This window comes from Agromyces sp. GQ35 (assembly GCF_059758475.1).
On the sequence record NZ_JCAXEO010000002.1, the window covers coordinates 344,189 to 367,456 of the forward strand.

Annotated in this window: 22 protein-coding genes; 9 read left to right on the top strand and 13 right to left on the bottom strand. The window is 67.7% G+C overall.

Translation table 11 applies throughout. The features are described from left to right. Window positions 1–48 precede the first annotated feature (48 nt). Window positions 49–2,094: a M3 family metallopeptidase gene (locus AC6CH0_RS13625; protein WP_498101742.1), complete on the top strand. Its 2,046-nt coding sequence runs from the start codon at window positions 49–51 to the stop codon at window positions 2,092–2,094. Window positions 2,095–2,181: 87 nt separating this feature from the next. Here the strand turns inward: AC6CH0_RS13625 and AC6CH0_RS13630 are convergent, their stop codons facing one another. From AC6CH0_RS13630 to sufB, 5 genes are read right to left on the bottom strand one after another with little or no spacing between them, the layout of a single operon-like run. Further along, entirely contained in the window at window positions 2,182–2,511 is a 330-nt protein-coding gene (locus AC6CH0_RS13630) for a metal-sulfur cluster assembly factor (RefSeq protein WP_074258975.1), read from the bottom strand. A 20-nt stretch (window positions 2,512–2,531) separates the two neighbouring features. Continuing rightward, window positions 2,532–3,317 (bottom strand): Fe-S cluster assembly ATPase SufC, encoded by a 786-nt coding sequence (sufC, locus tag AC6CH0_RS13635; protein WP_498101744.1) that lies wholly within the window; start codon window positions 3,315–3,317, stop codon window positions 2,532–2,534. A gap of 52 nt (window positions 3,318–3,369) precedes the next feature. Beyond that, window positions 3,370–3,696 carry a non-heme iron oxygenase ferredoxin subunit gene (locus tag AC6CH0_RS13640; protein ID WP_498101746.1) on the bottom strand — a complete coding sequence of 109 codons (327 nt, stop codon included), beginning with the start codon at window positions 3,694–3,696 and terminating at the stop codon, window positions 3,370–3,372. 1 nt (window position 3,697) lies between these two features. Beyond that, window positions 3,698–4,882 (bottom strand): Fe-S cluster assembly protein SufD, encoded by a 1,185-nt coding sequence (sufD, locus tag AC6CH0_RS13645; protein ID WP_498101748.1) that lies wholly within the window; start codon window positions 4,880–4,882, stop codon window positions 3,698–3,700. Between the two features lie 14 nt (window positions 4,883–4,896). Then, a complete protein-coding gene (gene sufB, locus AC6CH0_RS13650; protein WP_498101750.1) occupies window positions 4,897–6,315 on the bottom strand; it encodes a Fe-S cluster assembly protein SufB in 1,419 nt (472 codons plus the stop codon). A gap of 251 nt (window positions 6,316–6,566) precedes the next feature. Here sufB and AC6CH0_RS13655 point away from each other — a divergent pair, with 251 nt between their 5' ends. Continuing rightward, window positions 6,567–7,478, top strand: coding sequence for a COX15/CtaA family protein (locus AC6CH0_RS13655; RefSeq protein WP_498101752.1), 912 nt, complete (start codon window positions 6,567–6,569; stop codon window positions 7,476–7,478). A gap of 10 nt (window positions 7,479–7,488) precedes the next feature. After that, window positions 7,489–8,103 carry a gamma carbonic anhydrase family protein gene (locus AC6CH0_RS13660; RefSeq protein WP_498101754.1) on the top strand — a complete coding sequence of 205 codons (615 nt, stop codon included), beginning with the start codon at window positions 7,489–7,491 and terminating at the stop codon, window positions 8,101–8,103. 42 nt (window positions 8,104–8,145) lie between these two features. Here the strand turns inward: AC6CH0_RS13660 and AC6CH0_RS13665 are convergent, their stop codons facing one another. Continuing rightward, a complete protein-coding gene (locus tag AC6CH0_RS13665) occupies window positions 8,146–9,066 on the bottom strand; it encodes a heme o synthase (protein WP_498101756.1) in 921 nt (306 codons plus the stop codon). 327 nt (window positions 9,067–9,393) lie between these two features. Between AC6CH0_RS13665 and tkt the strand changes: the two genes are divergently transcribed. The 6 genes from tkt to pgl are packed head-to-tail and all read left to right on the top strand — an operon-like array spanning window position 9,394 to window position 17,504. After that, on the top strand, window positions 9,394–11,487 hold the full coding sequence (tkt, locus tag AC6CH0_RS13670) for a transketolase (protein WP_498101758.1): 2,094 nt from the start codon (window positions 9,394–9,396) through the stop codon (window positions 11,485–11,487). A 26-nt stretch (window positions 11,488–11,513) separates the two neighbouring features. Continuing rightward, complete coding sequence (gene tal / locus AC6CH0_RS13675) at window positions 11,514–12,623, top strand: transaldolase (RefSeq protein WP_498101760.1); 1,110 nt, start codon at window positions 11,514–11,516, stop codon at window positions 12,621–12,623. Then, window positions 12,620–14,224 (top strand): glucose-6-phosphate isomerase, encoded by a 1,605-nt coding sequence (locus AC6CH0_RS13680; RefSeq protein WP_498101762.1) that lies wholly within the window; start codon window positions 12,620–12,622, stop codon window positions 14,222–14,224. The genes tal and AC6CH0_RS13680 overlap by 4 nt, the downstream gene beginning before the upstream one ends. 15 nt (window positions 14,225–14,239) lie before the next feature. Continuing rightward, window positions 14,240–15,781, top strand: a complete 1,542-nt coding sequence (gene zwf, locus AC6CH0_RS13685) for a glucose-6-phosphate dehydrogenase (protein WP_498101764.1) — start codon at window positions 14,240–14,242, stop codon at window positions 15,779–15,781. Next, entirely contained in the window at window positions 15,778–16,737 is a 960-nt protein-coding gene (locus AC6CH0_RS13690; protein ID WP_498101766.1) for a glucose-6-phosphate dehydrogenase assembly protein OpcA, read from the top strand. Before zwf ends, AC6CH0_RS13690 begins: the two co-directional genes overlap by 4 nt. Continuing rightward, a complete protein-coding gene (gene pgl, locus AC6CH0_RS13695; RefSeq protein ID WP_498101768.1) occupies window positions 16,734–17,504 on the top strand; it encodes a 6-phosphogluconolactonase in 771 nt (256 codons plus the stop codon). The genes AC6CH0_RS13690 and pgl overlap by 4 nt, the downstream gene beginning before the upstream one ends. Before the next feature lie 79 nt (window positions 17,505–17,583). Here pgl and AC6CH0_RS13700 read toward each other — a convergent pair whose 3' ends face one another. From AC6CH0_RS13700 to whiA, 7 genes are all read right to left on the bottom strand, one after another. Next, entirely contained in the window at window positions 17,584–17,949 is a 366-nt protein-coding gene (locus tag AC6CH0_RS13700) for an RNA polymerase-binding protein RbpA (protein WP_498101770.1), read from the bottom strand. Between the two features lie 13 nt (window positions 17,950–17,962). Beyond that, window positions 17,963–18,214, bottom strand: a complete 252-nt coding sequence (gene secG / locus AC6CH0_RS13705; protein ID WP_108595410.1) for a preprotein translocase subunit SecG — start codon at window positions 18,212–18,214, stop codon at window positions 17,963–17,965. Between the two features lie 105 nt (window positions 18,215–18,319). Then, the gene (tpiA, locus tag AC6CH0_RS13710; protein WP_498101772.1) at window positions 18,320–19,108 is read right to left on the bottom strand and encodes a triose-phosphate isomerase; all 789 of its coding nucleotides are present in this window, start codon (window positions 19,106–19,108) and stop codon (window positions 18,320–18,322) included. After that, complete coding sequence (locus tag AC6CH0_RS13715; protein ID WP_498101774.1) at window positions 19,099–20,313, bottom strand: phosphoglycerate kinase; 1,215 nt, start codon at window positions 20,311–20,313, stop codon at window positions 19,099–19,101. Before AC6CH0_RS13715 ends, tpiA begins: the two co-directional genes overlap by 10 nt. 11 nt (window positions 20,314–20,324) lie before the next feature. Then, window positions 20,325–21,329, bottom strand: a complete 1,005-nt coding sequence (gene gap, locus AC6CH0_RS13720) for a type I glyceraldehyde-3-phosphate dehydrogenase (RefSeq protein WP_498101776.1) — start codon at window positions 21,327–21,329, stop codon at window positions 20,325–20,327. 96 nt (window positions 21,330–21,425) lie between these two features. Further along, window positions 21,426–22,052 carry a superoxide dismutase gene (locus AC6CH0_RS13725; RefSeq protein WP_498101778.1) on the bottom strand — a complete coding sequence of 209 codons (627 nt, stop codon included), beginning with the start codon at window positions 22,050–22,052 and terminating at the stop codon, window positions 21,426–21,428. A gap of 235 nt (window positions 22,053–22,287) precedes the next feature. Then, complete coding sequence (whiA, locus tag AC6CH0_RS13730) at window positions 22,288–23,268, bottom strand: DNA-binding protein WhiA (RefSeq protein WP_498101780.1); 981 nt, start codon at window positions 23,266–23,268, stop codon at window positions 22,288–22,290.

Below are 23,268 nucleotides of genomic sequence, written 5' to 3' on the forward strand. Positions count from 1 at the left end.
CGGCCGGCGCGACACGAGTGTCGCGCGACGTCGAAGTACGGTGGACGGATGATCGATCCGTCCAACCCCTTGATCCAGCCGAGCCCGCTGCCGTACCACCTCCCGCTCTTCGCACTCATTCGACCCGAACACTACCGGCAGGCGATCGAGCTCGGCATGCGCGAGCAGCGTGACGCGGTCGAGTCGATCGCCACCGACGCGGCCGCACCCACGTTCGACAACACGATCGTCGCCCTCGAACGCTCGAGCGCCACGCTGCGCCGCGTGCTGCCGGTGTTCGAGAACGCGAGCTCGGCCGACAGCAGCCCCGCGATCGACGCGCTCGAGGTCGACTTCGCTCCCCGGCTCGCCGCGCACCGCGATGCCATCCGGCTCGACCCACGCCTCTACGCCCGTCTCGTCGAACTCCATTCGTCGCGTGACGAGCTCGGGCTCGATGCCGCGTCGGTGCACCTGCTCGAGCGCCACCATCGCAAGGCGACGCTCGCCGGCGCAGCCCTCGACGCCGACGCGCGAGCCGCACTCACGGCCGTGAACACCCGCATCTCGGAGCTCACGACCGCGTTCCAGCAACGTCTGCTCGCCGAGACGAACCAGCTCGCGCTGCACCTCGTCGATGCGGCAGAGCTCGAGGGGCTCGACGACGGGCGACGTTCAGCGGCCCGCGAGGCCGCGATCCAGCGTGGTGTCCCCGGCTGGCTCATCACGCTCGTGCTCCCGACCTCGCAACCGGCGCTCAGCGAGCTGGAGCGCGACGAGGTGCGCGACCGGCTGTTCGCTGCGTCGCGGTCGCGCGGATGCCGCGGCGGCGAGTACGACACACGCGAGATTCTCCTCGAACTCGTGCGGCTCCGCGCCGATCGCGCGCGCATGCTGGGATTCCGGAGCCATGCCGCCGCGGTGACCGTCGATGAGACGGCGGGTTCGCCGGAGGCGGTCGCCCACCTGCTCGAGCGCCTCGTGCCCTCTGCGACCGCGAACGCCCGCAGCGAGGCGGAGACGCTCGAGGCGCAGGCGGCGGCCCTCGACCGGCGAAGCCTCGAAGCTTCCGACTGGGCGAGGCTCAGCGAAGCGGTGCGTCGCGATCGGTTCGACGTCGACCTGCAGGCGATGCGCCCGTACCTCGAGTTCGAGCGCGTGCTCGAGCAAGGTGTCTTCCACGCCGCGAACCTGCTCTACGGACTGCGGTTCACCGAGCGCACCGACCTCGTCGGCTACCACCCGGAGACGCGGGTCTTCGAGGTCTTCGAAGAGAGCGGTGCGCCGGTCGGTCTCTACCTGCTCGACCTCTACACGCGAGATTCCAAGCGCGGCGGCGCGTGGATGAGCTCTCTCGTCGAGCAATCGACGCTCGAGGGCACCCTCCCCGTGGTCGTGAACAACCTCAACGTGACGAAGCCGGCCGAAGGCGAGCCGACCCTCCTCACACTCGACGAGACCGAGACGCTGTTCCACGAGTTCGGGCATGCGCTGCACGGTCTGCTGTCGCAGGTCGTGCATCCTTCTGCGGCCGGCACGAATGTCGAGGGCGACTTCGTCGAGTTGCCGAGCCAGGTGAACGAACTCTGGGTCCTCCGCCCCGAGATTCTCAACAACTACGCCGTGCACCATGAGACCGGCGAGACCTTACCGACGCACCTGGTCGAGCGGCTCCTCGCCTCACGCACCTTCAACGAGGGCTTCGCGACGACCGAGTACCTCGCGGCGGCCGCACTCGACCAGGCGTGGCACCGGCTCTCCCCCGAAGAGGCGGCGGCCGTCGGCGACGTCGGCGAGTTCGAACGGACGGCACTGTCCGCAGCCGGCCTCGACGACCCGCTCGTTCCGCCGCGGTACTCCAGCACGTACTTCGCTCACATCTTCGCGGGCGGTTACGACGCCGGCTACTACTTCTACATCTGGAGCGAGGTGCCCGGAGCCGACATCATGGCCTGGTTCGAGGACAACGGTGGGGCGACCCGGGCGAACGGCGAACGATTCCGCCGCGAGGTGCTCGCCCCGGGCGGGTCGCGTGATCCGCGAGAGTCGATCCGGCGCCTGCTCGGTCGAGAGCCGGACATCGCTGCCCTGCTCGCCCGGCGCGGTCTCGCCTGAGACGACGGATGCCTCGTGCAGCGTGCTGCACGAGGCATCCATCGAAAGGAGCACGGCTCGAATCGAGTCGGTTCGTATCGCGTCGGCTCAGATCGCGAACCCGAGTGCCCGCATCATGTCACGGCCGTCATCGGTGATGCGCTCGGGACCCCACGGCGGCATCCACACCCAATTGATGCGGAACGCGTCGACCGTGCCGTCGAGCGCCTCGGCGGTCTGCTCTTCGATCACGTCGGTGAGGGGGCATCCGGCGCTCGTGAGCGTCATGTGGATGACGAGGGCATCGTTCTCATCGTCCCAGCCGAGATCGTAGATGAGACCGAGGTCGACGATGTTGACCCCGAGCTCGGGGTCCATGACGTCTTTCAGCGCTTCTTCGACCTGGTCGTAGCGCTCTGGTGCGAGGGAGGTGACCATGGTGCGATTCTACCCTCGCCCTATTCGGCGGACACCGGTTCGGCCGCGGCCGACTCGGCGACCTGGTAGCGGTCGTAGCCCTCGTCTTCGAGGCGGTCGGCGAGCTCGGGGCCGCCCTGCTCGGCGATCTTGCCGGCGACGAAGACGTGCACGAAGTCGGGCTTGATGTAACGGAGGATACGCGTGTAGTGCGTGATGAGCAGCACGCCGAGCCCCGTGGTGGAGTGCGCACGGTTGACGCCCTCGGAGACGATCTTGAGCGCGTCCACGTCGAGACCGGAGTCGGTCTCGTCGAGCACGGCGAACTTGGGCTTCAGGAGTTCGAGCTGCAGGATCTCGTTGCGCTTCTTCTCGCCGCCCGAGAACCCCTCGTTGACGTTGCGTTCGGCGAAGGCCGAGTCCATCTTGAGGTTCGACATCGACGCCCGCACGTCTTTGATCCAGCCGCGGATCGGGGGCGCCTCGCCATCGATCGCCGTCTTGGCGGTGCGGAGGAAGTTCGTGACCGTCACGCCGGGAATCTCGACCGGGTACTGCATCGCGAGGAAGACGCCGGCGCGTGCGCGCTCGTCGACCGACATCTCGAGCACGTTCTCGCCGTCGAGCAGGATCTCGCCCTGGACGACCTGGTACTTCGGGTGACCGGCGATCGTGTACGCGAGGGTCGACTTGCCCGAGCCGTTCGGGCCCATGATCGCGTGGATCTCGCCCTCGTTGATGACGAGGTCGACACCGCGGAGGATCTCGCGAGTGCCCTGGTCGGTCTCGACGTTGACGTGGAGGTTCTTGATCTCGAGAACGGACATGTTCGTAGTGGTCTCTTTCGGTTGCCGGCCGTTCCGGGCCGGAGAAGGGAGGTCAGACGGTCAGTGTGACCGTGGGATCGATGTGGACGTCGCCGTCCTTGAGCTCGACCTGGTAGACCGGGACGGGCTCGTACGCGGGCAACGTCAATGGCTTGCCCGTCTTGAGGGAGAACATGGAGCCGTGAGCCCAGCACTCGAGGGTGTCGTCTTCGACGAACCCCTCTGCGAGGGAGATGTCGCCGTGCGTGCAGGTGTCGCCGATGGCGAAGACCTCGCCTGCGGCATCTTTCACCACGGCGATCGGCACGCCCTCGAGCACGAAGCGCGACGCCTCGTTGACGGCGAGCTCATCGATCGAGCAAACGCGAGTGGCGGCCATGTCAGCGACCTTCCAGTTCGGCTTCGATCGCCGCCGTGAGGCGGGCCTCGAGGTCGGCGGAGCCGATCTTCTGCACGATCTCGGTGAGGAAGCCGCGCACGACGAGACGCCGCGCCTCGTCTTCACGAATGCCGCGTGCCATGAGGTAGAACAACTGCTCGTCGTCGAATCGGCCGGTCGCGCTCGCGTGACCTGCGCCCGCGATGTCGCCGGTCTCGATCTCGAGGTTCGGCACGGAGTCGGCGCGGGTGCCGTCGGTGAGCACGAGGTTTCGATTCTGCTCGTAGCTGTCGGTGCCGGTCGCGGCATTGCCGATCAGCACGTCGCCGACCCACACGGTGCGGGCGCCCGTGCCCTGCAGGGCGCCCTTGTAGGTGACCCGGCTCTTGGTGTGCGGTGCATCGTGATGCACGAACACCTGCTGCTCGAGGTGCTGGCCCGCATCGGCGAAGTAGAGGCCGAGCGCTTCGATGTCGGCGCCCTGCTCGGCGAGGTGGGTCGACGGGTTCACCCGCACGACCTTGCCGCCGAGCGAAACGACGATGTGCTTGAGGAACGAGTCGCGGCCGAGACGCGCGAACTGGCTCGAGAGATGCACGGCGTCGTCGTCCCACTCCTGGAGCGAGACGACGGTGAGGGATGCCCCGTCGCCGACGAGGATCTCGACGTTCTCGCTGAGCCGGGCGGTGCCCGTGCCGGCGAGCACGACGAGCGCGCGGCTGTTCGGCGCTGCCTCGATGACGGTGTGCGCGGCGCGCGGGCTGTCGCCGAGTGCGGTTCGGGTCACGAATGCGATCTTCTCGTCTTCGCCTTCGACGGAGACCAGCAGCGCCTCGCCGAAGGTCGACCACGCGTTGGCGCTCGCGCGCTCTTCGGGCGTGCCGGCGGTGCCGATGCGGGCGTCGTCGCGTGCGATGTAAGAGAAGGAAACGCCCGTGACATCCGTCGTCTCGATCGGAAGGCGTGAACCGTCGAGTTCGCCACCGGTGAGGTCGGCGAAGACGGCGATCGGGGAGAGCTTCCACTCGTGCTCGCGGCCGTTGACGGGTGCGAAGTCCTCGACGTCGACCGAACGGAACCGTTCGGACCGGGTCTGCACGGGCACGAAGGCGCCGTCGGTGTGCGCGACGAGGCCGTGTTGCCCGGGAGTGGCCAAAGCGGATGAACGCGGTGCTGTGCTGGTCATCTGATCGGTCATTCCTAGCCGACGCTGCCTTCCATGCCCATTTCGATGAGCTTGTTGAGTTCCATCGCGTATTCCATCGGCAGCTCGCGGGCGATCGGCTCGATGAAGCCGCGCACGATCATCGACATGGCCTCGGTCTCGTCGATGCCACGGCTCATGAGATAGAACAGCTGTTCCTCGCTGACCTTCGAGACCGTCGCCTCGTGACCGAGCTTCACGTCGTCGACGCGGATGTCGATCGCCGGGTACGTGTCGGAGCGCGAGATCGTGTCGACGAGCAGTGCATCGCAGACGACGCTGTTCGCCGAGTGGTGCGCATTCGCGTCGATGCGGACCTCGCCGCGGTAGCCGGCTCGGCCACCGCCGCGCGCGATCGACTTCGAGACGATCGACGACTGCGTGTACGGGGCCATGTGGATCATCTTGGCGCCCGCGTCCTGGTGCTGGCCGGGCCCGGCGAACGCGACCGAGAGCGTCTCGCCCTTCGCGTGCTCGCCCATGAGGAAGATCGACGGGTACTTCATGGTGACCTTGGAGCCGATGTTGCCGTCGACCCACTCCATGGTGGCGCCTTCGGCAGCAGTCGCCCGCTTCGTGACGAGGTTGTAGACGTTGTTCGACCAGTTCTGGATCGTCGTGTAGCGCACGCGTGCGTCCTTCTTCACGATGATCTCGACGACCGCGGAGTGCAGCGAGTCGCTCTTGTAGATCGGCGCCGTGCAGCCTTCGATGTAGTGCACGTAGCTGCCCTCGTCGGCGATGATCAGCGTGCGCTCGAACTGGCCCATGTTCTCGGTGTTGATGCGGAAGTAGGCCTGCAGCGGGATCTCGACGTGCACGCCCTTCGGCACGTAGACGAACGAACCGCCCGACCACACCGCCGTGTTGAGCGCGGCGAACTTGTTGTCGCCGGCCGGGATCACGGTGCCGAAGTACTCCTCGAAGAACTCGGGGTGCTCACGCAGTGCGGTGTCGGTGTCCATGAAGATGACGCCCTGGCGCTCGAGGTCTTCATTGATCTGGTGGTAGACGACCTCGGACTCGTACTGGGCGGCCACGCCCGAGACGAGACGCTGGCGCTCGGCCTCGGGGATGCCGAGCCGCTCGTACGTGTTCTTGATGTCGTCGGGCAGGTCTTCCCAGGTCTGGGCCTGCTTCTCGGTGGAACGCACGAAGTACTTGATGTTGTCGAAGTCGATCTCCGACAGGTCGGCGCCCCACGTGGGCATCGGCTTGCGCTCGAAGAGCTGCAGTGCGCGCTGGCGACGTTGGAGCATCCACTCGGGCTCGTTCTTCAGCCCTGAGATGTCGGCGACCACCTCCGGCGAGATGCCGCGTCGGGCGGATGCCCCAGCAGCGTCGGAGTCGGCCCAGCCGAACTCGTAGGTACCGAGTCCTTCGAGTTCCGGTCGGTCGATCAGTACGTCCGTCATGCTCTCCCTCTTCTCCTCCGGTACAACCGGCTATCAGGCCGGCTCATTCCCCTCGTGAGTCGAGGCGCTCGTTGAGTGGGTGATGATGTGCCCGGTGGCGCTGTTGCCAACCTAAGATGGCTTACGGCCCGAAGCGCGCGGTTTCGCGCAGTCGACGGGCGTGCCAACCCATCAAGTCTATAGGGTCGCGGGGGCGCCGGGCAGGACTCCCAGCGCCGTCACAGCGCGATCCGGATCAGGAACGAACCCGCGTGACCCGCACACTCCGCAGCTTCGCCTGGGCATCGTTCATCGCCCAGGTCACGATCATCGCGACGGGTGGCGCGGTGCGGCTGACGGGGTCGGGGCTCGGATGCCCCACCTGGCCGACCTGCACCGCCGATTCCCTCGTGCCCACCGACGAGTTGAGCTACCACTCGCTCATCGAGTTCGGGAACCGCATGATGACCGGCGTCGTCGGCATCATCGCGCTCATCGTGTTCGTGCTGGTCTGGCGTGTGCGTCGTGAGCGCCACGACCTCTACGTGCTCTCCTTCATCGTCGGCGTTGGCATCGTGGCACAGGCGGTCGTCGGCGGCATCACGGTCTGGACCGGCCTCAACCCGTTCATCGTCGGGTTCCACTACCTCTCGTCGCTGGCGCTCGTGTGCGTCACCGCGGCGTTCCTCGATCGCATGGACTCCCCCGCCGGACCTCGCGAACGAGCCGTGCCGACGTGGTTCGCCGCACTCACGCACGGCACGAGCGCCGTGCTGCTGATCACGATCGTGTTCGGCGTGCTCACGACGGGGTCAGGGCCGCACTCGGGCGATGCCGCGGCCGGACGTTCCGGTTTCGACTCGGAGATCCTCGAGCACATCCACGCCTGGCCCGGCTACGCACTACTCGCGCTGACGCTCGTGCTCGTCATCACCGCATGGCGACTGCGGTTGCCGACGCTCCGCTGGTCCATCGCACTGCTCGCAGTCGAGCTCGTCCAGGTCGCAGTGGGCCTCTACCAGGCCCGCAACGGGCTGCCGCCGTTCGCGGTCGGCGTGCACATGGTGCTGGCGGCGCTCTCCGCAGCGGCCATGACCATCGTCATCCTGCGGTTGAAGCGACCGGCGGTGAGCATCACCGCCGGTCACGCGCTCGATGACACCGCCGCAGCGCCGGCCCGCTGACCGCGACGGCATGCTGATCCAACACCGGGGCCGCCGACCCGTCGTGCACCCCACCGCCACCGTCGCGGAGACCGCGGTGCTCTCCGGCGCCGTCACCATCGGGGCGGGCAGCCGCATCCTGCACGGCGCAGTGCTCAGCGCCGAAGACGGTGCCATCGAGGTGGGCGCCGAGTGCGTGGTCATGGAGCACGCCGTGATTCGCGGGCGTGCCGATCACGAGGTCGCCATCGGCGATCACGTGATGATCGGACCGCACTCGCACATCAACGGCGCCACCGTCGATGACGAGGCGTTCATCGCCACCGGCGCGTCCGTGTTCCCCGGCGCGTCGATCGGCCGTGGTGCCGAAGTGCGAATCAATGCGGTGGTGCAGGTGAACACGGCACTCGGCGCAGGGGTCGTGGTGCCGATCTCGTGGGTCGCGGTCGGCACCCCTGCCGAAGTGCTGCCTCCGGAGCGGCATGAGGAGATCTGGGCGATCCAGCGTGACCTCGACTTCGTCGGCACGGTCTACGGGAGTCCGCGGGCAGCGGACATGCGCGAGATCATGACGAGGCAGTCGGCGTTCTTCGCCGCGCACGCCGACGACCGGTTGATCGACGGCGCCGCGGCATCCGACGCCTGAGCGCCGTCATTCCCGCGATCGCATCCGCTCCCGCCGAGTCGTCTAGAACGGGAGCAGCGGGTCGACGCCGACGGCGAGGAACAGCAGGGAGAGGTACGCGATCGACCCGTGGAACACGCGCATCGGCGAGACCTGCTCGTGGCGGATCGCGAGGTTGTAGAGACGGTGCGTCTCGTAGATGAACCAGACCCCCGTGACCACGGCGACCGTCGAGTAGACGAGCCCCATATCGGCGATCGGGATGAGCAGCAGCGAGCATGCCACCGTCGCCCATGCGTAAAGGATGACCTGCAGTCCGACCTGGGCGCGGCCGCGAACCACCGCGAGCATCGGCACACCGGCGGCGGCATAGTCGTCTTTGTACTTCATCGAGAGCGGCCAGTAGTGCGGCGGCGTCCAGAGGAAGATGATGAGGAAGAGGATGAACGGCGCCCAGCCGAGGCTCTCGGTCACGGCCGCCCAGCCGATCAGCACGGGCATGCATCCGGCCACGCCGCCCCAGACGATGTTCTGCGCGGTGCGACGCTTCAGGATCAGGCTGTAGAACACCACGTAGAGCAGGATCGCGCCGAGCGAGAGCGCCGCGGCGAGCCAATTGGTGAAGATCCAGAGCCAGGCGATCGACGCCAGACCGAGGCCGTACGCGAAGACGAGTGCCTCACGGTCGGTCAGCTCACCGGTGACGAGCGGTCGGCCCTGCGTGCGCTTCATCACACGGTCGATGTCGCGGTCGATGTAGCAGTTGAACGCTCCGGCCGACCCGGCACTCATGGCGCCGCCGATGAGTGTGGCCACGAGGAGCCAGAGGTTCGGCAGTCCCTGCTCGGCGAGGATCATCGTCGGGGCGGTGACCACCAGAAGGAGCTCGATCACGCGTGGCTTCGTGAGTGCCACGTACGCGGCGAACTTGCGCCGAACGGTCATCGCCGGTCGGGTGACTCGGGTGTCTACGGCTGCCTGCATCGTTCCTCTTCCGGCGCGCGGGCGCGCATGTGCCGCCACGCCCGCGTTCGATTCTATGACAACATGTGTCGGCCGGTTGGGTAAGCGCATTCCCGGCATTGACGGGGCCTCACTTCGCATCGCGGCGCCCGTGATCTTCTCGTCACGGTCCTGAAACCTGAGGAGTCCATATACTGGCAATGCGCGCCCGACGGCGCGGATTCGAATTGCCGTCCGGTGCCGACGACCAACGGGTCATCCGCCGGGCACTTCGCGCCGTAGCGACTCCCGCGGTGACGGGGAACATCGGTTCCCGGCGCCGTTCATGACCGGAAGGAACAGCACATCGTGGCAACTCTGCAGTGGGAACCCATTGACGACCAGGCCGTCGACACGGCACGCGTACTCGCGGCCGACGCCGTCGAGAAGGTCGGAAACGGACATCCCGGCACCGCGATGAGCCTCGCGCCCGCCGCATACCTCCTCTTCCAGAAGGTCATGCGTCGCGACCCCGCCGACCACGCCTGGCTCGGCCGCGACCGCTTCATCCTCTCCGCCGGCCACTCCTCGCTCACGCAGTACGTGCAGCTCTTCCTCGCGGGCGACGGCCTCGAGCTCGACGACCTCGAATCGCTGCGCACCTGGGGCTCGAAGACCCCCGGCCACCCCGAGTACGGCCACACTGCGGGCGTCGAGATCACCACTGGCCCGCTCGGCCAGGGCCTCGCCTCCGCGGTCGGCTTCGCCTACGCAGCGCGGTTCGAGCGCGGTCTCTTCGATCCGGATGCCGCAGCGGGCACGAGCCCGTTCGACCACTTCGTCTATGTCGTCGCGGGCGACGGCGACCTGCAGGAGGGCATCACGAGCGAGGCGTCCTCGCTCGCGGGCCACCAGCAGCTCGGCAACCTCGTCGTGATCTACGACTCCAACCAGATCTCCATCGAAGACGACACGAACATCGCCTTCACCGAGAACGTCGCCGAGCGGTACGAGGCCTACGGCTGGCACGTGCAGACCGTCGACTGGAAGAAGAGCGGCGAATACGTCGAAGACGTCGCCGAGCTGAACGCAGCGATCGAAGCGGCGAAGGGCGAGTCCGACAAGCCGTCGATCATCATCCTGAAGACGATCATCGGCTGGCCCTCGCCGGGCAAGCAGAACTCGGGCAAGATCCACGGCTCGGCACTCGGCGCGGCCGAGCTCGCCGCGACGAAGGAGGTGCTCGGCTTCGACCCCGGGCAGAGCTTCGTGGTCGCCGACGATGTTCTCGCGCACACCCGCGGTGCGGTCCAGCGCGGCGCCGAGGCCCACGCCGAATGGCAGCTCGCGTTCGACGCCTGGGCGGCGGCGAACCCCGAGCGCAAGGCACTGCTCGACCGGCTCGAGTCCGGCGTGCTGCCCGACGACATCGAATCGGCGCTGCCGGTCTTCGACGGCGGCACCGACGTGTCCACACGCGCGGCGTCGGGCAAGGTCATCAACGCCCTCGCCGGCGTGATGCCCGAACTCTGGGGCGGCTCGGCCGACCTCGCCGAGTCGAACCTGACCACGATCAACGGCGCCCCGTCGTTCATCCCGACCGAATGGTCGACGCACGAGTTCTCCGGCAATCCCTACGGACGGGTGCTGCACTTCGGTATTCGCGAGCACGCCATGGGCGCCATCCTCAACGGCATCGTGCTGCACGGCAAGACGCGCGCCTTCGGCGGCACCTTCCTCATCTTCAGCGACTACATGCGACCCGCCGTACGACTCGCGGCGCTCATGAAGGTGCCCTCGATCTTCGTCTGGACCCACGACTCCGTCGCGCTCGGCGAAGACGGCCCGACCCACCAGCCGGTCGAGCAGCTCGCCACTCTGCGGGCCATCCCGGGCCTCGCCGTCGTGCGTCCCGCCGATGCGAACGAGGTCGCGTACGCCTGGCTCGAGATCCTCAAGCGCACCGATGCCCCTGCGGGCATCGCGCTCACCCGGCAGAACATCCCCGTGTTCGAGCGCGGCGACGGCGCGGCATCCGGCGACACCCTCGCGGCCGCATCGAACGTCTCGAAGGGCGCCTACATCCTCGCCGAGGCCGCTTCGGGCACCCCTGACGTGATCCTCATCGCCACCGGCTCCGAGGTGCAGCTCGCAATCGCCGCTCGCGAGACGCTCGCCGCCGAGGGCATCGGCGCACGCGTCGTCTCGGCGCCGTCGCTCGAGTGGTTCGAGGAGCAGCCGGTCGAGTACCGCGAGCAGGTGCTGCCCGCGGGCGTGACCGCCCGGGTCTCGGTCGAGGCCGGCCTCGCGCTCACCTGGCAGCGCTACCTCGGCAACCGCGGCCGCGCCGTGTCGATCGAGCACTTCGGCGCATCCGCCGACTACAAGACCCTGTTCCGCGAGTTCGGCATCACGGCGGAAGCCGTCGTCGCCGCCGCGAAGGAATCGCTCGCGTCGGCCTGACGCGCGCCAGAAGAGGAGAAACTCCCATGACCAGCTCCCCCACCGCAGTCCTCTCAGAGGCCGGCGTCAGCATCTGGCTCGACGACCTCTCACGTGAACGCATCGCCTCCGGCGACCTCGCACGACTCATCGGCGAACGGAACGTCGTCGGCGTGACCACCAACCCCACGATCTTCGCCGGTGCGCTGGCGAAGGGCGAGCGCTACGCCGAGCAGGTGCGCGCGCTCGCCGCGGCCGGTGCCGACATCGACACCGCGGTGTTCGAGATCACCACCGACGACGTGCGCGACGCCTCCGACGTCTTCCGCCCGGTCTACGACCGGTCGAACGGCTTCGACGGCCGCGTCTCGATCGAGGTCGCTCCGGGCCTCGCCCGCGACACGGCGGGAACGATCGCCGAGGCGAAGTCGCTCTGGGCCAAGGTCGACCGCCCGAACGCGATGATCAAGATCCCGGCGACCGTCGAGGGCCTCGGCGCGATCACGGAGGCCATCGGCTCCGGCATCAGCGTGAACGTCACCCTGATCTTCAGCCTCGACCGGTACCGCCAGGTCATCGAGGCCTACCTCGCCGGCCTCGAGCAGGCGAAGGCCGCCGGCATCGACCTCTCGACCATCCATTCGGTCGCCTCCTTCTTCGTCTCGCGCGTCGACACCGAGATCGACAAGCGACTCATCGCGATCGGCACCGACGAAGCGCTCGCACTGAAGAGCAAGGCAGGCATCGCGAACGCCCGCCTCGCATACGAGCTCTTCGAACAGGAGTTCAGCGGTGAGCGTGCGTCCTCGCTCCTGGCAGCCGGCGCCAATCGTCAGCGTCCGCTCTGGGCATCGACGGGTGTCAAGGATCCCGCCCTGCCCGACACGCTCTACGTGACCGAGCTCGTCGCACCCGGCGTCGTCAACACGATGCCCGAGAAGACCCTCGAAGCCACGTTCGACCACGGCGTCATCACGGGTGACACCGTCACCGGTGCGTACGGCGACGCCGGAGCGGTACTCGACGCGCTCGCCCGGGTCGGGGTCGACTACGACGACGTCACGCTCGTGCTCGAGAACGAGGGCGTCGACAAGTTCATCGTCTCGTGGAACGAACTGCTCGACACGGTTCGCGGCGCGCTGGAGTCATCCCGATGAGCTTCCACATCTCGGTGAGCGGCGCCGCGGCCGATGCCGTGCGCGGCACCGTGCCCACGCTCGTCGCCGACCTCGTCGCGAGCGGCATCACGGGTCAGGACCCGGCCCTCTGGGGTCCGCAGGCCGAAGCGGAATCCGCGAAGCGCCTCGGCTGGACCGAGGCGGTCGCGGTGTCGCGTCCCCTCGTACCCGAGATCGTGGCGCTGCGTGCTGAGCTCCACGCCGCCGGCGTCGACCACATCGTGCTCGCCGGCATGGGCGGTTCGTCGCTCGCGCCCGAGGTCATCACGCGCACCACCAACGTGCAGCTCACGGTGCTCGACTCGACCGAGCCCGGCCAGGTTCGCGCGGCGCTCGCCGATCGGCTCGCGAGCTCGGCCCTCGTCGTCTCCTCGAAGTCGGGATCGACCGTCGAGACCGACAGCCAGCGTCGCATCTACGAGCAGGCGTTCCGCGACGCCGGCATCGACCCGACCACTCGCATCATCGTGGTGACCGACCCGGGCTCGCCGCTCGACGAGTCCGCCCGCGCGGCCGGGTACCGGGTCTTCAACGCCGACCCGAACGTCGGTGGGCGCTATTCCGCCTTGACGGCATTCGGACTCGTGCCCTCGGGTCTCGCCGGCGTCGACATCGCCGAGATCCTCGACGAGGCCGAGACGATCGAGCTCTCGCTCGCGATCGACAGCCCCGAGAACCCCGGACTCGTGCTGGGTGCCGCGATCGCCGCAACCTCGCCCCTGCGCGACAAGCTCGGCATCATCGCCGACGGCACGCACATCGTCGGATTCGCCGACTGGGCCGAACAGCTCATCGCCGAGTCCACCGGCAAGGACGGCACCGGCGTGCTGCCCGTCGTGCTCCGTGTCGACGCACCCGAGCTCAGCGAGAACGTTCCCGACCTGCAGATCGTGCGCGTCGTCGACGAGGCCGGCGACGAGATCTTCCGCGACGACGGCACCGACGAGATCCGGGTCTCCGGCACGCTCGGCGCACAGTTGCTGGTCTGGGAGTACGCAACGGCGATCGCGGGCCGCCTGCTCGGCATCAACCCGTTCGACCAGCCCGACGTGGAGTCTGCCAAGATCGCCGCTCGCGGACTGCTCGACGCACGCCCCGAGCCCGCACCGGCGGCATTCGTCGAGCAGGGCATCGAGGTGCGCGGCACCCCCGAGGTGATCGGCGCTTCCAGCGATCTCGCCTCGGCCATCGATGTGCTGCTCGAAGAACTTCCCGCGAACGGGTACCTCTCGATCCAGGCCTACGTCGATCGTGTCGCGCACCCCGAGCTCGAGCGCCTTCGCGACCTGCTCGCGGCGCGTGCCGGTCGTCCCGTCACCTTCGGCTGGGGTCCTCGATTCCTGCACTCGACCGGGCAGTTCCACAAGGGCGGCCCAGCGGTCGGAGCGTTCCTCCAGATCACTCAGGCGCCCGCTGAAGACCTGGCCATCCCCGAGCGTCCGTTCACCTTCGGACAGCTGATCGCCGCTCAGGCCTCCGGCGACGCCAGCGTGCTGGCAGACCACGGCCGCCCGGTCCTCACCCTCACGCTCACCGACCCCGCAGCCAATACGACGACACTGTTCGACGTCGTCGGCTGATCTTCCGGAGAAACGATGCAACCGGCCGCGATCACCGCGCAGCACAACCCGCTCCGATCCCCGAAGGACTATCGCCTGAACCGCATCGCGGGTCCGTCGAGCCTCATCATCTTCGGTGTGACCGGCGACCTGTCACGCAAGAAGCTCATGCCGGCGGTCTACGACCTCGCCAATCGCGGGCTGTTGCCACCCGGGTTCGCGCTCGTCGGCTTCGCCCGGCGTGATTGGGCGCATCAGGACTTCGAGAAGGTCGTCCACGACTCGGTGAAGGAGTACGCACGAACCGAGTTCCGCGAAGACGTCTGGAAGCAACTCGCGCGCGGCATCCGCTTCGTGCAGGGCGACTTCGACGACGACGCGGCATTCGACCGCCTGCGTGAAGTCGTCGGCGAGCTCGACGAGAAGCGCGGCACGATGGGCAACCACGCCTTCTACCTGTCGATCCCACCGAAGTCGTTCCCGCTCGTCACGGAGCAGCTCAAACGTTCCGGACTCACCGAGCAGAGCGACAACCAGTGGCGCCGCGTCGTGATCGAGAAGCCGTTCGGCTCCGACCTCCAGACGGCACGCGAGCTCAACGACGTCGTCGCGTCGGTGTTCCCGCCCGACTCGGTGTTCCGCATCGACCACTACCTCGGCAAGGAGACCGTTCAGAACATCCTGGCGCTCCGTTTCGCGAACCAGCTCTACGAACCGATCTGGAACGCCAACTACGTCGACCACGTGCAGATCACGATGGCGGAAGACATCGGCGTGGGCGGCCGCGCCGGGTACTACGACGGCATCGGCGCGGCGCGAGACGTGATCCAGAACCACCTGCTGCAACTGCTCGCGCTCACCGCGATGGAGGAGCCGATCTCGTTCGAGGCCGGCGATCTGCGGGCAGAGAAGGAGAAGATCCTCGCGGCAGTACGGCTGCCGGAAGACCTCGCGACCGGCACCGCCCGGGGGCAGTACGCCGGCGGTTGGCAGGGCGGCGAGAAGGTCATCGGCTTCCTCGACGAAGACGGCATGAACCCCGAGTCGACCACCGAGACCTATGCGGCCATGAAACTCACCATCGGCACTCGACGATGGGCGGGTGTACCGTTCTACCTTCGCGCCGGCAAGCGTCTCGGGCGTCGCGTCACCGAGATCGCGGTCGTGTTCAAGCGAGCGCCGCAACAGGTGTTCGCCGACAGCCAGACCTCGCAGCTCGGCCAGAACGCGCTCGTCATCCGAGTCCAGCCCGACGAAGGCGTCACGATCCGCTTCGGTTCGAAGGTGCCGGGCGCTGGCATGCAGGTGCGCGACGTCACGATGGACTTCGGCTACGGCCACGCGTTCACCGAGGCGAGCCCCGAGGCCTACGAACGGCTCATCCTCGACGTGCTGCTCGGCGACCCGCCGCTCTTCCCCCGTCAGGAGGAAGTGGAACTCTCCTGGAAGATCCTCGACCCGATCGAGGAGTTCTGGGCCACGCAGGGCCAGCCGGAGCAATACCGGCCGGGCACCTGGGGTCCGGATTCCGCCGATGAACTCCTCGAACGCGACGGACGAAGCTGGAGACGCCCATGATCGTCGATCTGCCCGACACGACGACGAGCCAGGTCTCCAAGACCCTCGTGAAGATCCGCGAAGAGGGCGGTGTCGTCGCCCTCGGCCGCGTGCTCACCCTCGTCATCGCCACCTCCCCCGGGGCCGAGGAAGAAGCGATCGAGGCGGCCAACGATGCCTCGCGCGAACACCCCATGCGCGTCATCGTCGTCTCGACCGAGCCCGGAACGGAGTCCTCGGCGGTTGCGCCGAGGCTCGACGCCGAGATCCGCGTCGGCGGTGACGCCGGAGCAAGCGAGGTCATCGTGTTGCGCGCATGCGGCGATGCGGCACGCGACGAGGAGAGCCTCGTCATGGCGCTCCTGCTTCCCGATGCGCCGGTGGTCACGTGGTGGCCGAGCGCCGCCCCGGCAGTGCCCGGTCGTTCGGCGCTCGGGCGCATCGCGCACCGCAGAATCACGGATGCATCGGCGCAGCCCGACCCCCAGGCGGCCCTGCGCGCGCTCGCCACGAACTACACGCCGGGCGACGCCGACTTCGCGTGGACGCGTTTGACCCTGTGGCGGGCGCAGCTCGCCGCGGTGCTCGACCAGCCGCCCTACGAGCCCGTCACCGCGGTGCAGGTCACGGGTGCGATCGACTCTCCGTCGACCACCCTGCTCGCGGCATGGCTGCGTCTCGAGCTCGATGCGCCCACCGAGTACGAGCTCACGGGTCCCGACGCGGTGTCGCACGGCATCCACGGCGTGCGGCTGTCCCGCGAAGGTGGTGCCATCGAGTTGATTCGCGACGTGCCCGGAATCGCGACGCTTCGTCAGCCCGGCCAGCCCCTGCACGACCTGGCGCTGCCACGGCGCAACCTGCGGGACTGCCTGGCCGACGAACTGCGCCGGCTCGACCCCGATGAGTTGTACGGTGATGTGATCACGAGCGGACTCGCGCTGCTCGGTGCCGACGACGAAGGTGGCAGGTCATGACCAACGAACGACGCGTGCTCGTGCACCCCGACAAGGCATCGCTCGCCGGCTCCGTCGCTGCCCGCTTCGTCACGAAGCTCCTCGACATCCTCGACACCCAGGCGGTTGCGCACATCGTGCTCACCGGCGGCTCGATGGGGGCGGCGGTACTCGCCGCAGTCGGCTCGTCGCCGGCGCACACCTCGATCGACTGGTCGCGAGTGCACTTCTGGTGGGGCGACGAACGGTGGCTGCCGGCGGGCGACGCCGAGCGAAACGACGAGCAGGCCCGCGGCGCGTTCCTCGGGGAGCTCGACGTTCCGTCGACGAACCTGCATCCGTTTCCGGCGGCGGACTCCGGCCTCGACCTCGATGCCGCAGCGGAGGCCTACGCAGCCGAACTCGCCTCGCACGGCGTCGACGGGCTGACGCACCCGATCTTCGACATCACCTTCCTCGGTGTCGGGCCCGACGGTCACATCGCATCGCTCTTCCCGCACCGCTCCGGCATTCAGGTGACCGATCGCACGGTGATTCCCGTTCGCAACTCGCCGAAGCCACCGCCCGAGCGGCTGAGCCTCACTCGGCCGGTCATCAACGCGTCACAGCGCATCTGGCTGGTACTTGCGGGCGCTGACAAGGCATCGGCGCTCGGGCTCGCCCTTGCGGGCGCCAGCCGCGATGAGGTGCCGGTCGCCGGCATCAAGGGTCGACGTCGTACGGTCTTCTTCGTCGATGCCGATGCCGCATCCGAAGTGCCGGAGTCGCTGATCGCGCGCGAGTACTGAACTCGCCTGCCAGCGAACGGAAACGCGAGAGGGGGTCGGCCTGGTGGCCGACCCCCTCTCGCATTCGCGCTCGTCGAGGTCAGGCCTTCGGCGCCTGACCGCGACGCGTGCGCAGCTGTGTGAGTGCGTCGTCGAGCAGCGCTGCCGCCTCTTCGTCGGTACGGCGCTCTTTCACGTACGCGAGGTGCGTCTTGTAGGGCTCGAGTTTCGAGACCGACGGCGGGTTCTCGCGATCGCGGCCCGCGGGAAGTCCGCTGGAGGGACTGTCGATCGTCTCGGGGATCTCTTCCTCGGGAAGGGTCGCCGAGAAGTACCGCACGGTCTCGTTGCCGTGCGCGTCCCAGTAGCTGACCGCGACGCGGTCTGCGTGGAAGCCACGGTCTTGTTCCCCCATGGGGCCGGCTCCGACGCGTGAGCCGCGGATGGCGCTGTTTCCTGATGCCACGATGAGCCCTTCGTCAGATTCCGGCGTCGAACTTGGTGATGAGACCCAGCACGACGATGCAGGTGACCCACACGAGCCCGAGGATGACCGTGATGCGGTTCAGGTTGCGCTCAGCGACACCGGATGCGCCGAGGCTCGACGTGACACCGCCACCGAACATGTCCGACAGACCGCCGCCGCGCCCCTTGTGCAGCAGGATGAGCAACGTCAGCAGCAGGCTCGTGAGACCGAGCAGCACCTGCAGGACGACCTGGAGAATCTCCACGGGTGAACCTTTCCGGGCACGACAGATGGGTCGGTGCCGACAATCGAGTATAGCCGGAAGCGCCACTGTGCCCGGGAACGCATCGCGCTCCCGGGCACACGTGATTCAGGCGCCGACGTGCTTCTTGAACCGCACGATGCTCGAGAACTCGTCGATGTCGAGGCTCGCACCGCCGACGAGCGCGCCGTCGACGTTCGGTTCACGCAGGAACGACGCGATGTTCGCCGCCTTCACCGAACCGCCGTAGAGCACGCGGGTCGACTGGGCGACCTCGTCGCCCAGGAGCTCGACGAGCAGTGCGCGCAGTGCAGCCGCGACCTGCTCGGCCTGCGCCGGCGTCGCCGCCTGGCCGGATCCGATCGCCCAGACCGGCTCGTAGGCGACGACGAGCCCCTTGGAGCCGTCGATACCCTCGAGCGCGGCACGCAGCTGCGCCACCGGCACGGCACTCGGGCCGTGCTGCTCGAGGTCTTCAGCCGTCTCGCCGACGCACACGACGGGCACGAGACCGTGCCGGTGAGCTGCTGCGATCTTGGCGTTGACCTCGGCGTCGGACTCGGCGTGCAGCGTGCGTCGTTCCGAGTGGCCGATGATCACGTAGCGGCAGTCGAGTTGCGCCAGGAACGCGCCCGAGATCTCACCGGTGTACGCGCCGGAGTCGTGCGCAGAGACATCCTGCGCGCCGTAGCCGATGGGCAGGGAGTCGGCCGCGACGAGCGTCTGCACCGAACGCAGGTCGGTGAACGGCGGGAACACGGCCACCTCGGCATCGGCGAAGTCGTGCTTCGCGTCGGCGAGAGCCCATGCCAGCTTCTGCACGAATGCGATCGCCTGCAGATGGTCGAGGTTCATCTTCCAGTTGCCTGCGATGAACGGGGTGCGCTTCACTGCCATCCGAGGACCTCCAGTCCGGGGAGCTTCTTCCCTTCGAGGAACTCGAGGCTTGCGCCGCCCCCCGTGGAGATGTGACCGAACTGGCCGTCATCGAAGCCGAGTTGGCGAACGGCGGCTGCCGAATCGCCGCCGCCGACGACGCTGAGTCCGTCGACCTGCGTGAGCGCTTCAGCGACCACGCGTGTACCCGCAGCGAACGGCGCGAGTTCGAACACGCCCATCGGGCCGTTCCAGAACACCGTCTTCGACGTGCGGATGCGCTCGGCGAAGGCAGCTGCCGTGTCGGGACCGATGTCGAGGCCGAGTCCGGATGCCGCGAACGGCGTCTGCTCGATCGCGTCGGCGGCTGTCACGACATGCTCTGCATCTGCAGAGAACGAAGCGGCCACGACGACGTCGGTGGGCAGCACGATGTCGACACCGCGTTCGGCTGCCTCGGCGAGGTATCCACGCACCGTCTCGATCTGGTCGGACTCGAGCAGGCTCGATCCGACCTTCTGCCCTTGAGCGGCGAGGAACGTGAAGAGCATGCCGCCGCCGATCAGCAGCGCATCGACTCGAGGGAGCAGGTGCGCGATGACGCCGAGCTTGTCGGAGACCTTGGAGCCGCCGAGCACCACCGTGTAGGGGCGCTCGGGGGTTTCGGTGAGCCGATCGAGCACGTCGAGTTCAGCTGCGATCAGGAGACCGGCAGCGCTCGGGCGCAGGTGCTCGAGCTCGAAGACGCTCGCCTGCTTGCGGTGCACGACGCCGAAACCATCGGAGACGACCGCGTCGGCGAACTCGGCGAGCGAGCCGGCGAACGCCGAGCGCTCTGCTTCGTTCTTCGAGGTCTCCCCCGGATTGAACCGCAGGTTCTCGAGGACGAGCACCTCGCCATCGCCGAGACCGGCGACCTTCGCCGCAGCATCATCACCGACGGTGTCGGTCGCGAAGGCGACTGGGGCGTCGAGCAGTTCTCCGAGGCGTGCGGCGACCGGCGCGAGGCTGTACTGCGCGTCGGGTGCACCGTCGGGTCGCCCGAGGTGGGAGATCACGATGACGCGGGCTCCTTGGGCGACGAGTGCCGCAAGGGTGGGGACCGAGGCCCGCACGCGGCCGTCGTCCGTGATGGCCCCGTCCCGCAGGGGGACGTTCAGGTCACAACGGACGACGACGCGCTTGCCGGCGAGCGGACCGAGGGAATCGATCGTTCGCAGGGTCACGAGGACTCGATTCAGAGACGATCGGCGACGTACTCGGTGAGGTCGACGAGACGGTTGGAGTAGCCCCACTCGTTGTCGTACCAGCTCGAGAGCTTCACCTGGTCGCCGAGCACGCGGAGGAGACCGGCGTCGAAGATCGAGGAGTGCGGGTCGGAGACGATGTCGCTCGAGACGATCTCGTCTTCGGTGTACTTGAGGATGCCCTTCATGGGGCCCTCGGCAGCGGCCTTGTACGCGGCCTTCACCTCGTCGACCGTCACCGGGCGCGAGGAGGTGACCGTGAGGTCGGTGATCGAGCCGGTGGGCACGGGCACGCGAAGCGCGAAGCCGTCGAGCTTGCCGACGAGCTCGGGCAGCACCAGGCCGATGGCCTTCGCCGCACCGGTCGAGGTCGGAACGATGTTGACTGCGGCGGCACGGGCGCGGCGCAGGTCCTTGTGGGGGCCGTCCTGCAGGTTCTGGTCAGCCGTGTAGGCGTGCACCGTGGTCATCAGGCCGCGCTCGATGCCGAATGCGTCGTTGAAGACCTTGGCGAGCGGCGCGAGGCAGTTGGTCGTGCACGAGGCGTTCGAGATGATGTGGTGCTTCTCGGGGTCGTACTCGTGCTCGTTGACGCCGATCACGAACGTGGCGTCTTCGTCGGTCGCGGGTGCCGAGATGAGCACCTTCTTCGCGCCGGCCTCGATGTGCTTGCGAGCGTCGCCCGCCTTCGTGAAGAAGCCGGTCGATTCGATGACGATGTCGACGCCGAGCTCGCCCCAGGGCAGGTTCGCCGGGTCGCGCTCGGAGAATGCCTTGATCGCGGTGCCGTTGACGATGATGTTGTCGTCGTCGTAATCGACCGTCGCGTCCAGGCGACCCGTGATGGAGTCGTACTTCAGGAGGTGGGCCAGCGTCTTGTTGTCGGTGAGGTCGTTCACGGCGACGATCTCGAGGTCGGCGCCCTGGGCCAGGGCGGCGCGGAAGTAGTTGCGGCCGATACGGCCGAAGCCGTTGATGCCGATCTTTACAGACACAGATGTCTCCTGATTGATGATGGCGCGAACGCGCACTTTCACTGGTGAACTGGTCGGACGGCGGTGTCCCCGGACAGGTCCGGGGACACCATCCGTTTACGACAGTAGCAGCAGCCCTGAGGTCTTCTCACCAGCGGTCTGGAACCGCTTCTGGACGTTCTCCCAGTTCGTGATGGTCCAGAAGGCCTTGACGTAGTCGGCGCGCACATTCTTGTAGTCGAGGTAGTACGCGTGCTCCCAGACGTCGAGCATGAGCAACGGCACGATGCCCGCAGGCAGATTGCCCTGCTGGTCGAAGAATTGCACGATGATCAGGCGTTCTCCGATTGAATCCCAGGCGAGCACTGCCCAGCCCGAGCCCTGGACGCCCAGCGCGGTGGCCGTGAAGTGCGCCTGGAACTTGTCGAAGGAACCGAAGTGCTCATCGATCGCCGCGGCGAGCTCGCCGGTCGGCTTGTCGCCGCCGTCGGGCGAGAGGTTCGTCCAGAAGACGGAGTGATTGACGTGGCCGCCGAGATTGAAGGCGAGGTCCTTCTCGAGCTTGTTGACATTCGCGAGGTTGCCCGAGTCACGAGCTTCCGCGAGCTGGGCGAGCGCGGTGTTCGCGCCCGTCACGTACGCCTGGTGGTGCTTCGAGTGGTGCAGCTCCATGATCGCGCCGCTGATCGCCGGCTCGAGGGCCGAGTAGTCGTAGGGCAGATCGGGGAGGGTGTAGTCGGCCATTGCTTCTCCTTGTCAGATGCGCCGGGTCACCCGGGCGTATCCCCGGGGTTCCGCGGCTGCCATCCGAGTCTATGCCCGCCGGCAGCCATGGAGTCGAGCTCGCGGTGCGGCGTTGACGCTGTATGACGGAGATCGCACGACGGCGCGCGGGCGCGCAGGCCGAATGCCGCAACACGCGGGGCGGGCACACCGGAGTTCTGTGTTCGGTCGTGCGCCGGACACGCGCAACGGCTGTTCAGACCTCGTCGAGATCCGCCGGCAGGCTCGCTTCGGTTCCCGGCACACCCAGATCGGCGGCGCGCTTGTCTGCCATGGCGAGGAGGCGGCGAATTCGCCCTGCGACCGCGTCTTTGGTCATCGGCGGGTCGGCGTAGTGACCGAGCTCGTCGAGGCTCGCCTCACGGTGCGAGAGCCGAAGCTCTCCGGCGTACTTGAGGTGGTCGGGGATGCCTTCGCCCAACAGTTCCATGGCCCGCTCGACGCGAGCGCAGGCAGCAACCGCGGCCTGTGCCGATCGGCGCAGGTTGGCGTCATCGAAGTTCACGAGACGATTGGCGGTCGCGCGTACCTCGCGGCGCTGGCGCAGCTCTTCCCAATTGCGGACGGTATCGGTGGCCCCCATCACCGCGAGCATCGCACTGATGGCTTCACCGTCGCGGATGACGACGCGGTGCACGCCGCGCACCTCTCGAGCCTTCGCCGAGATGCCGAGTCGCCCGGCGGCCCCCACGAGTGCCATCGCGGTCTCGTTGCCTGGACACGTGACCTCGAGCGCGGCCGAGCGACCGGGATCCGTCAGGCTCCCCTTCGCGAGGAATGCACCGCGCCATATCGCGGCGACCTCGTCGCGAGACCCGGTCGTCAGCTTGTTCGGGAGCCCCCGCACCGGGCGACGCCGGGCGTCGAGCAGCCCCGTCTGGCGCGCGAGGGTCTCTCCCCCGTCGAGCACTCGAACGAGATACTGGTTCGTGCGTCGCATTCCCGTCGGCGAGATCACCGACACATCGGGGCGGACCCCGTAGATCTCGCCGAGATCCCGGGTCACGCGTCGCGCGAGGGTCGGCGAGTCGAGCTCGGCCTCGATCGCGATGCGATTCGAGATGATATGCAGTCCCCCGGCGAACCGGAGGATCGACGCGAGCTCAGCGACCCTGACCCCCGTCTTGGACACCTCGACGCGGGCCAGTTCTTCTTTCACGTCCGCGGTCAACGCCAC

What these genes read in the sequence shown, in the direction of transcription:
- AC6CH0_RS13625 (WP_498101742.1), top strand. Translation starts at nt 49, where the DNA reads ATGATCGATCCGTCCAACCCCTTGATCCAGCCGAGCCCGCTGCCGTAC.
- tal (WP_498101760.1), top strand. Translation starts at nt 11,514, where the DNA reads ATGACCAGCTCCCCCACCGCAGTCCTCTCAGAGGCCGGCGTCAGCATC.
- AC6CH0_RS13690 (WP_498101766.1), top strand. Translation starts at nt 15,778, where the DNA reads ATGATCGTCGATCTGCCCGACACGACGACGAGCCAGGTCTCCAAGACC.
- AC6CH0_RS13660 (WP_498101754.1), top strand. Translation starts at nt 7,489, where the DNA reads ATGCTGATCCAACACCGGGGCCGCCGACCCGTCGTGCACCCCACCGCC.
- AC6CH0_RS13630 (WP_074258975.1), bottom strand. Translation starts at nt 2,511, where the DNA reads ATGGTCACCTCCCTCGCACCAGAGCGCTACGACCAGGTCGAAGAAGCG.
- tpiA (WP_498101772.1), bottom strand. Translation starts at nt 19,108, where the DNA reads ATGGCAGTGAAGCGCACCCCGTTCATCGCAGGCAACTGGAAGATGAAC.
- AC6CH0_RS13640 (WP_498101746.1), bottom strand. Translation starts at nt 3,696, where the DNA reads ATGGCCGCCACTCGCGTTTGCTCGATCGATGAGCTCGCCGTCAACGAG.
- pgl (WP_498101768.1), top strand. Translation starts at nt 16,734, where the DNA reads ATGACCAACGAACGACGCGTGCTCGTGCACCCCGACAAGGCATCGCTC.
- zwf (WP_498101764.1), top strand. Translation starts at nt 14,240, where the DNA reads ATGCAACCGGCCGCGATCACCGCGCAGCACAACCCGCTCCGATCCCCG.
- AC6CH0_RS13725 (WP_498101778.1), bottom strand. Translation starts at nt 22,052, where the DNA reads ATGGCCGACTACACCCTCCCCGATCTGCCCTACGACTACTCGGCCCTC.
- sufB (WP_498101750.1), bottom strand. Translation starts at nt 6,315, where the DNA reads ATGACGGACGTACTGATCGACCGACCGGAACTCGAAGGACTCGGTACC.
- AC6CH0_RS13665 (WP_498101756.1), bottom strand. Translation starts at nt 9,066, where the DNA reads ATGCAGGCAGCCGTAGACACCCGAGTCACCCGACCGGCGATGACCGTT.
- sufC (WP_498101744.1), bottom strand. Translation starts at nt 3,317, where the DNA reads ATGTCCGTTCTCGAGATCAAGAACCTCCACGTCAACGTCGAGACCGAC.
- sufD (WP_498101748.1), bottom strand. Translation starts at nt 4,882, where the DNA reads ATGACCAGCACAGCACCGCGTTCATCCGCTTTGGCCACTCCCGGGCAA.
- AC6CH0_RS13680 (WP_498101762.1), top strand. Translation starts at nt 12,620, where the DNA reads ATGAGCTTCCACATCTCGGTGAGCGGCGCCGCGGCCGATGCCGTGCGC.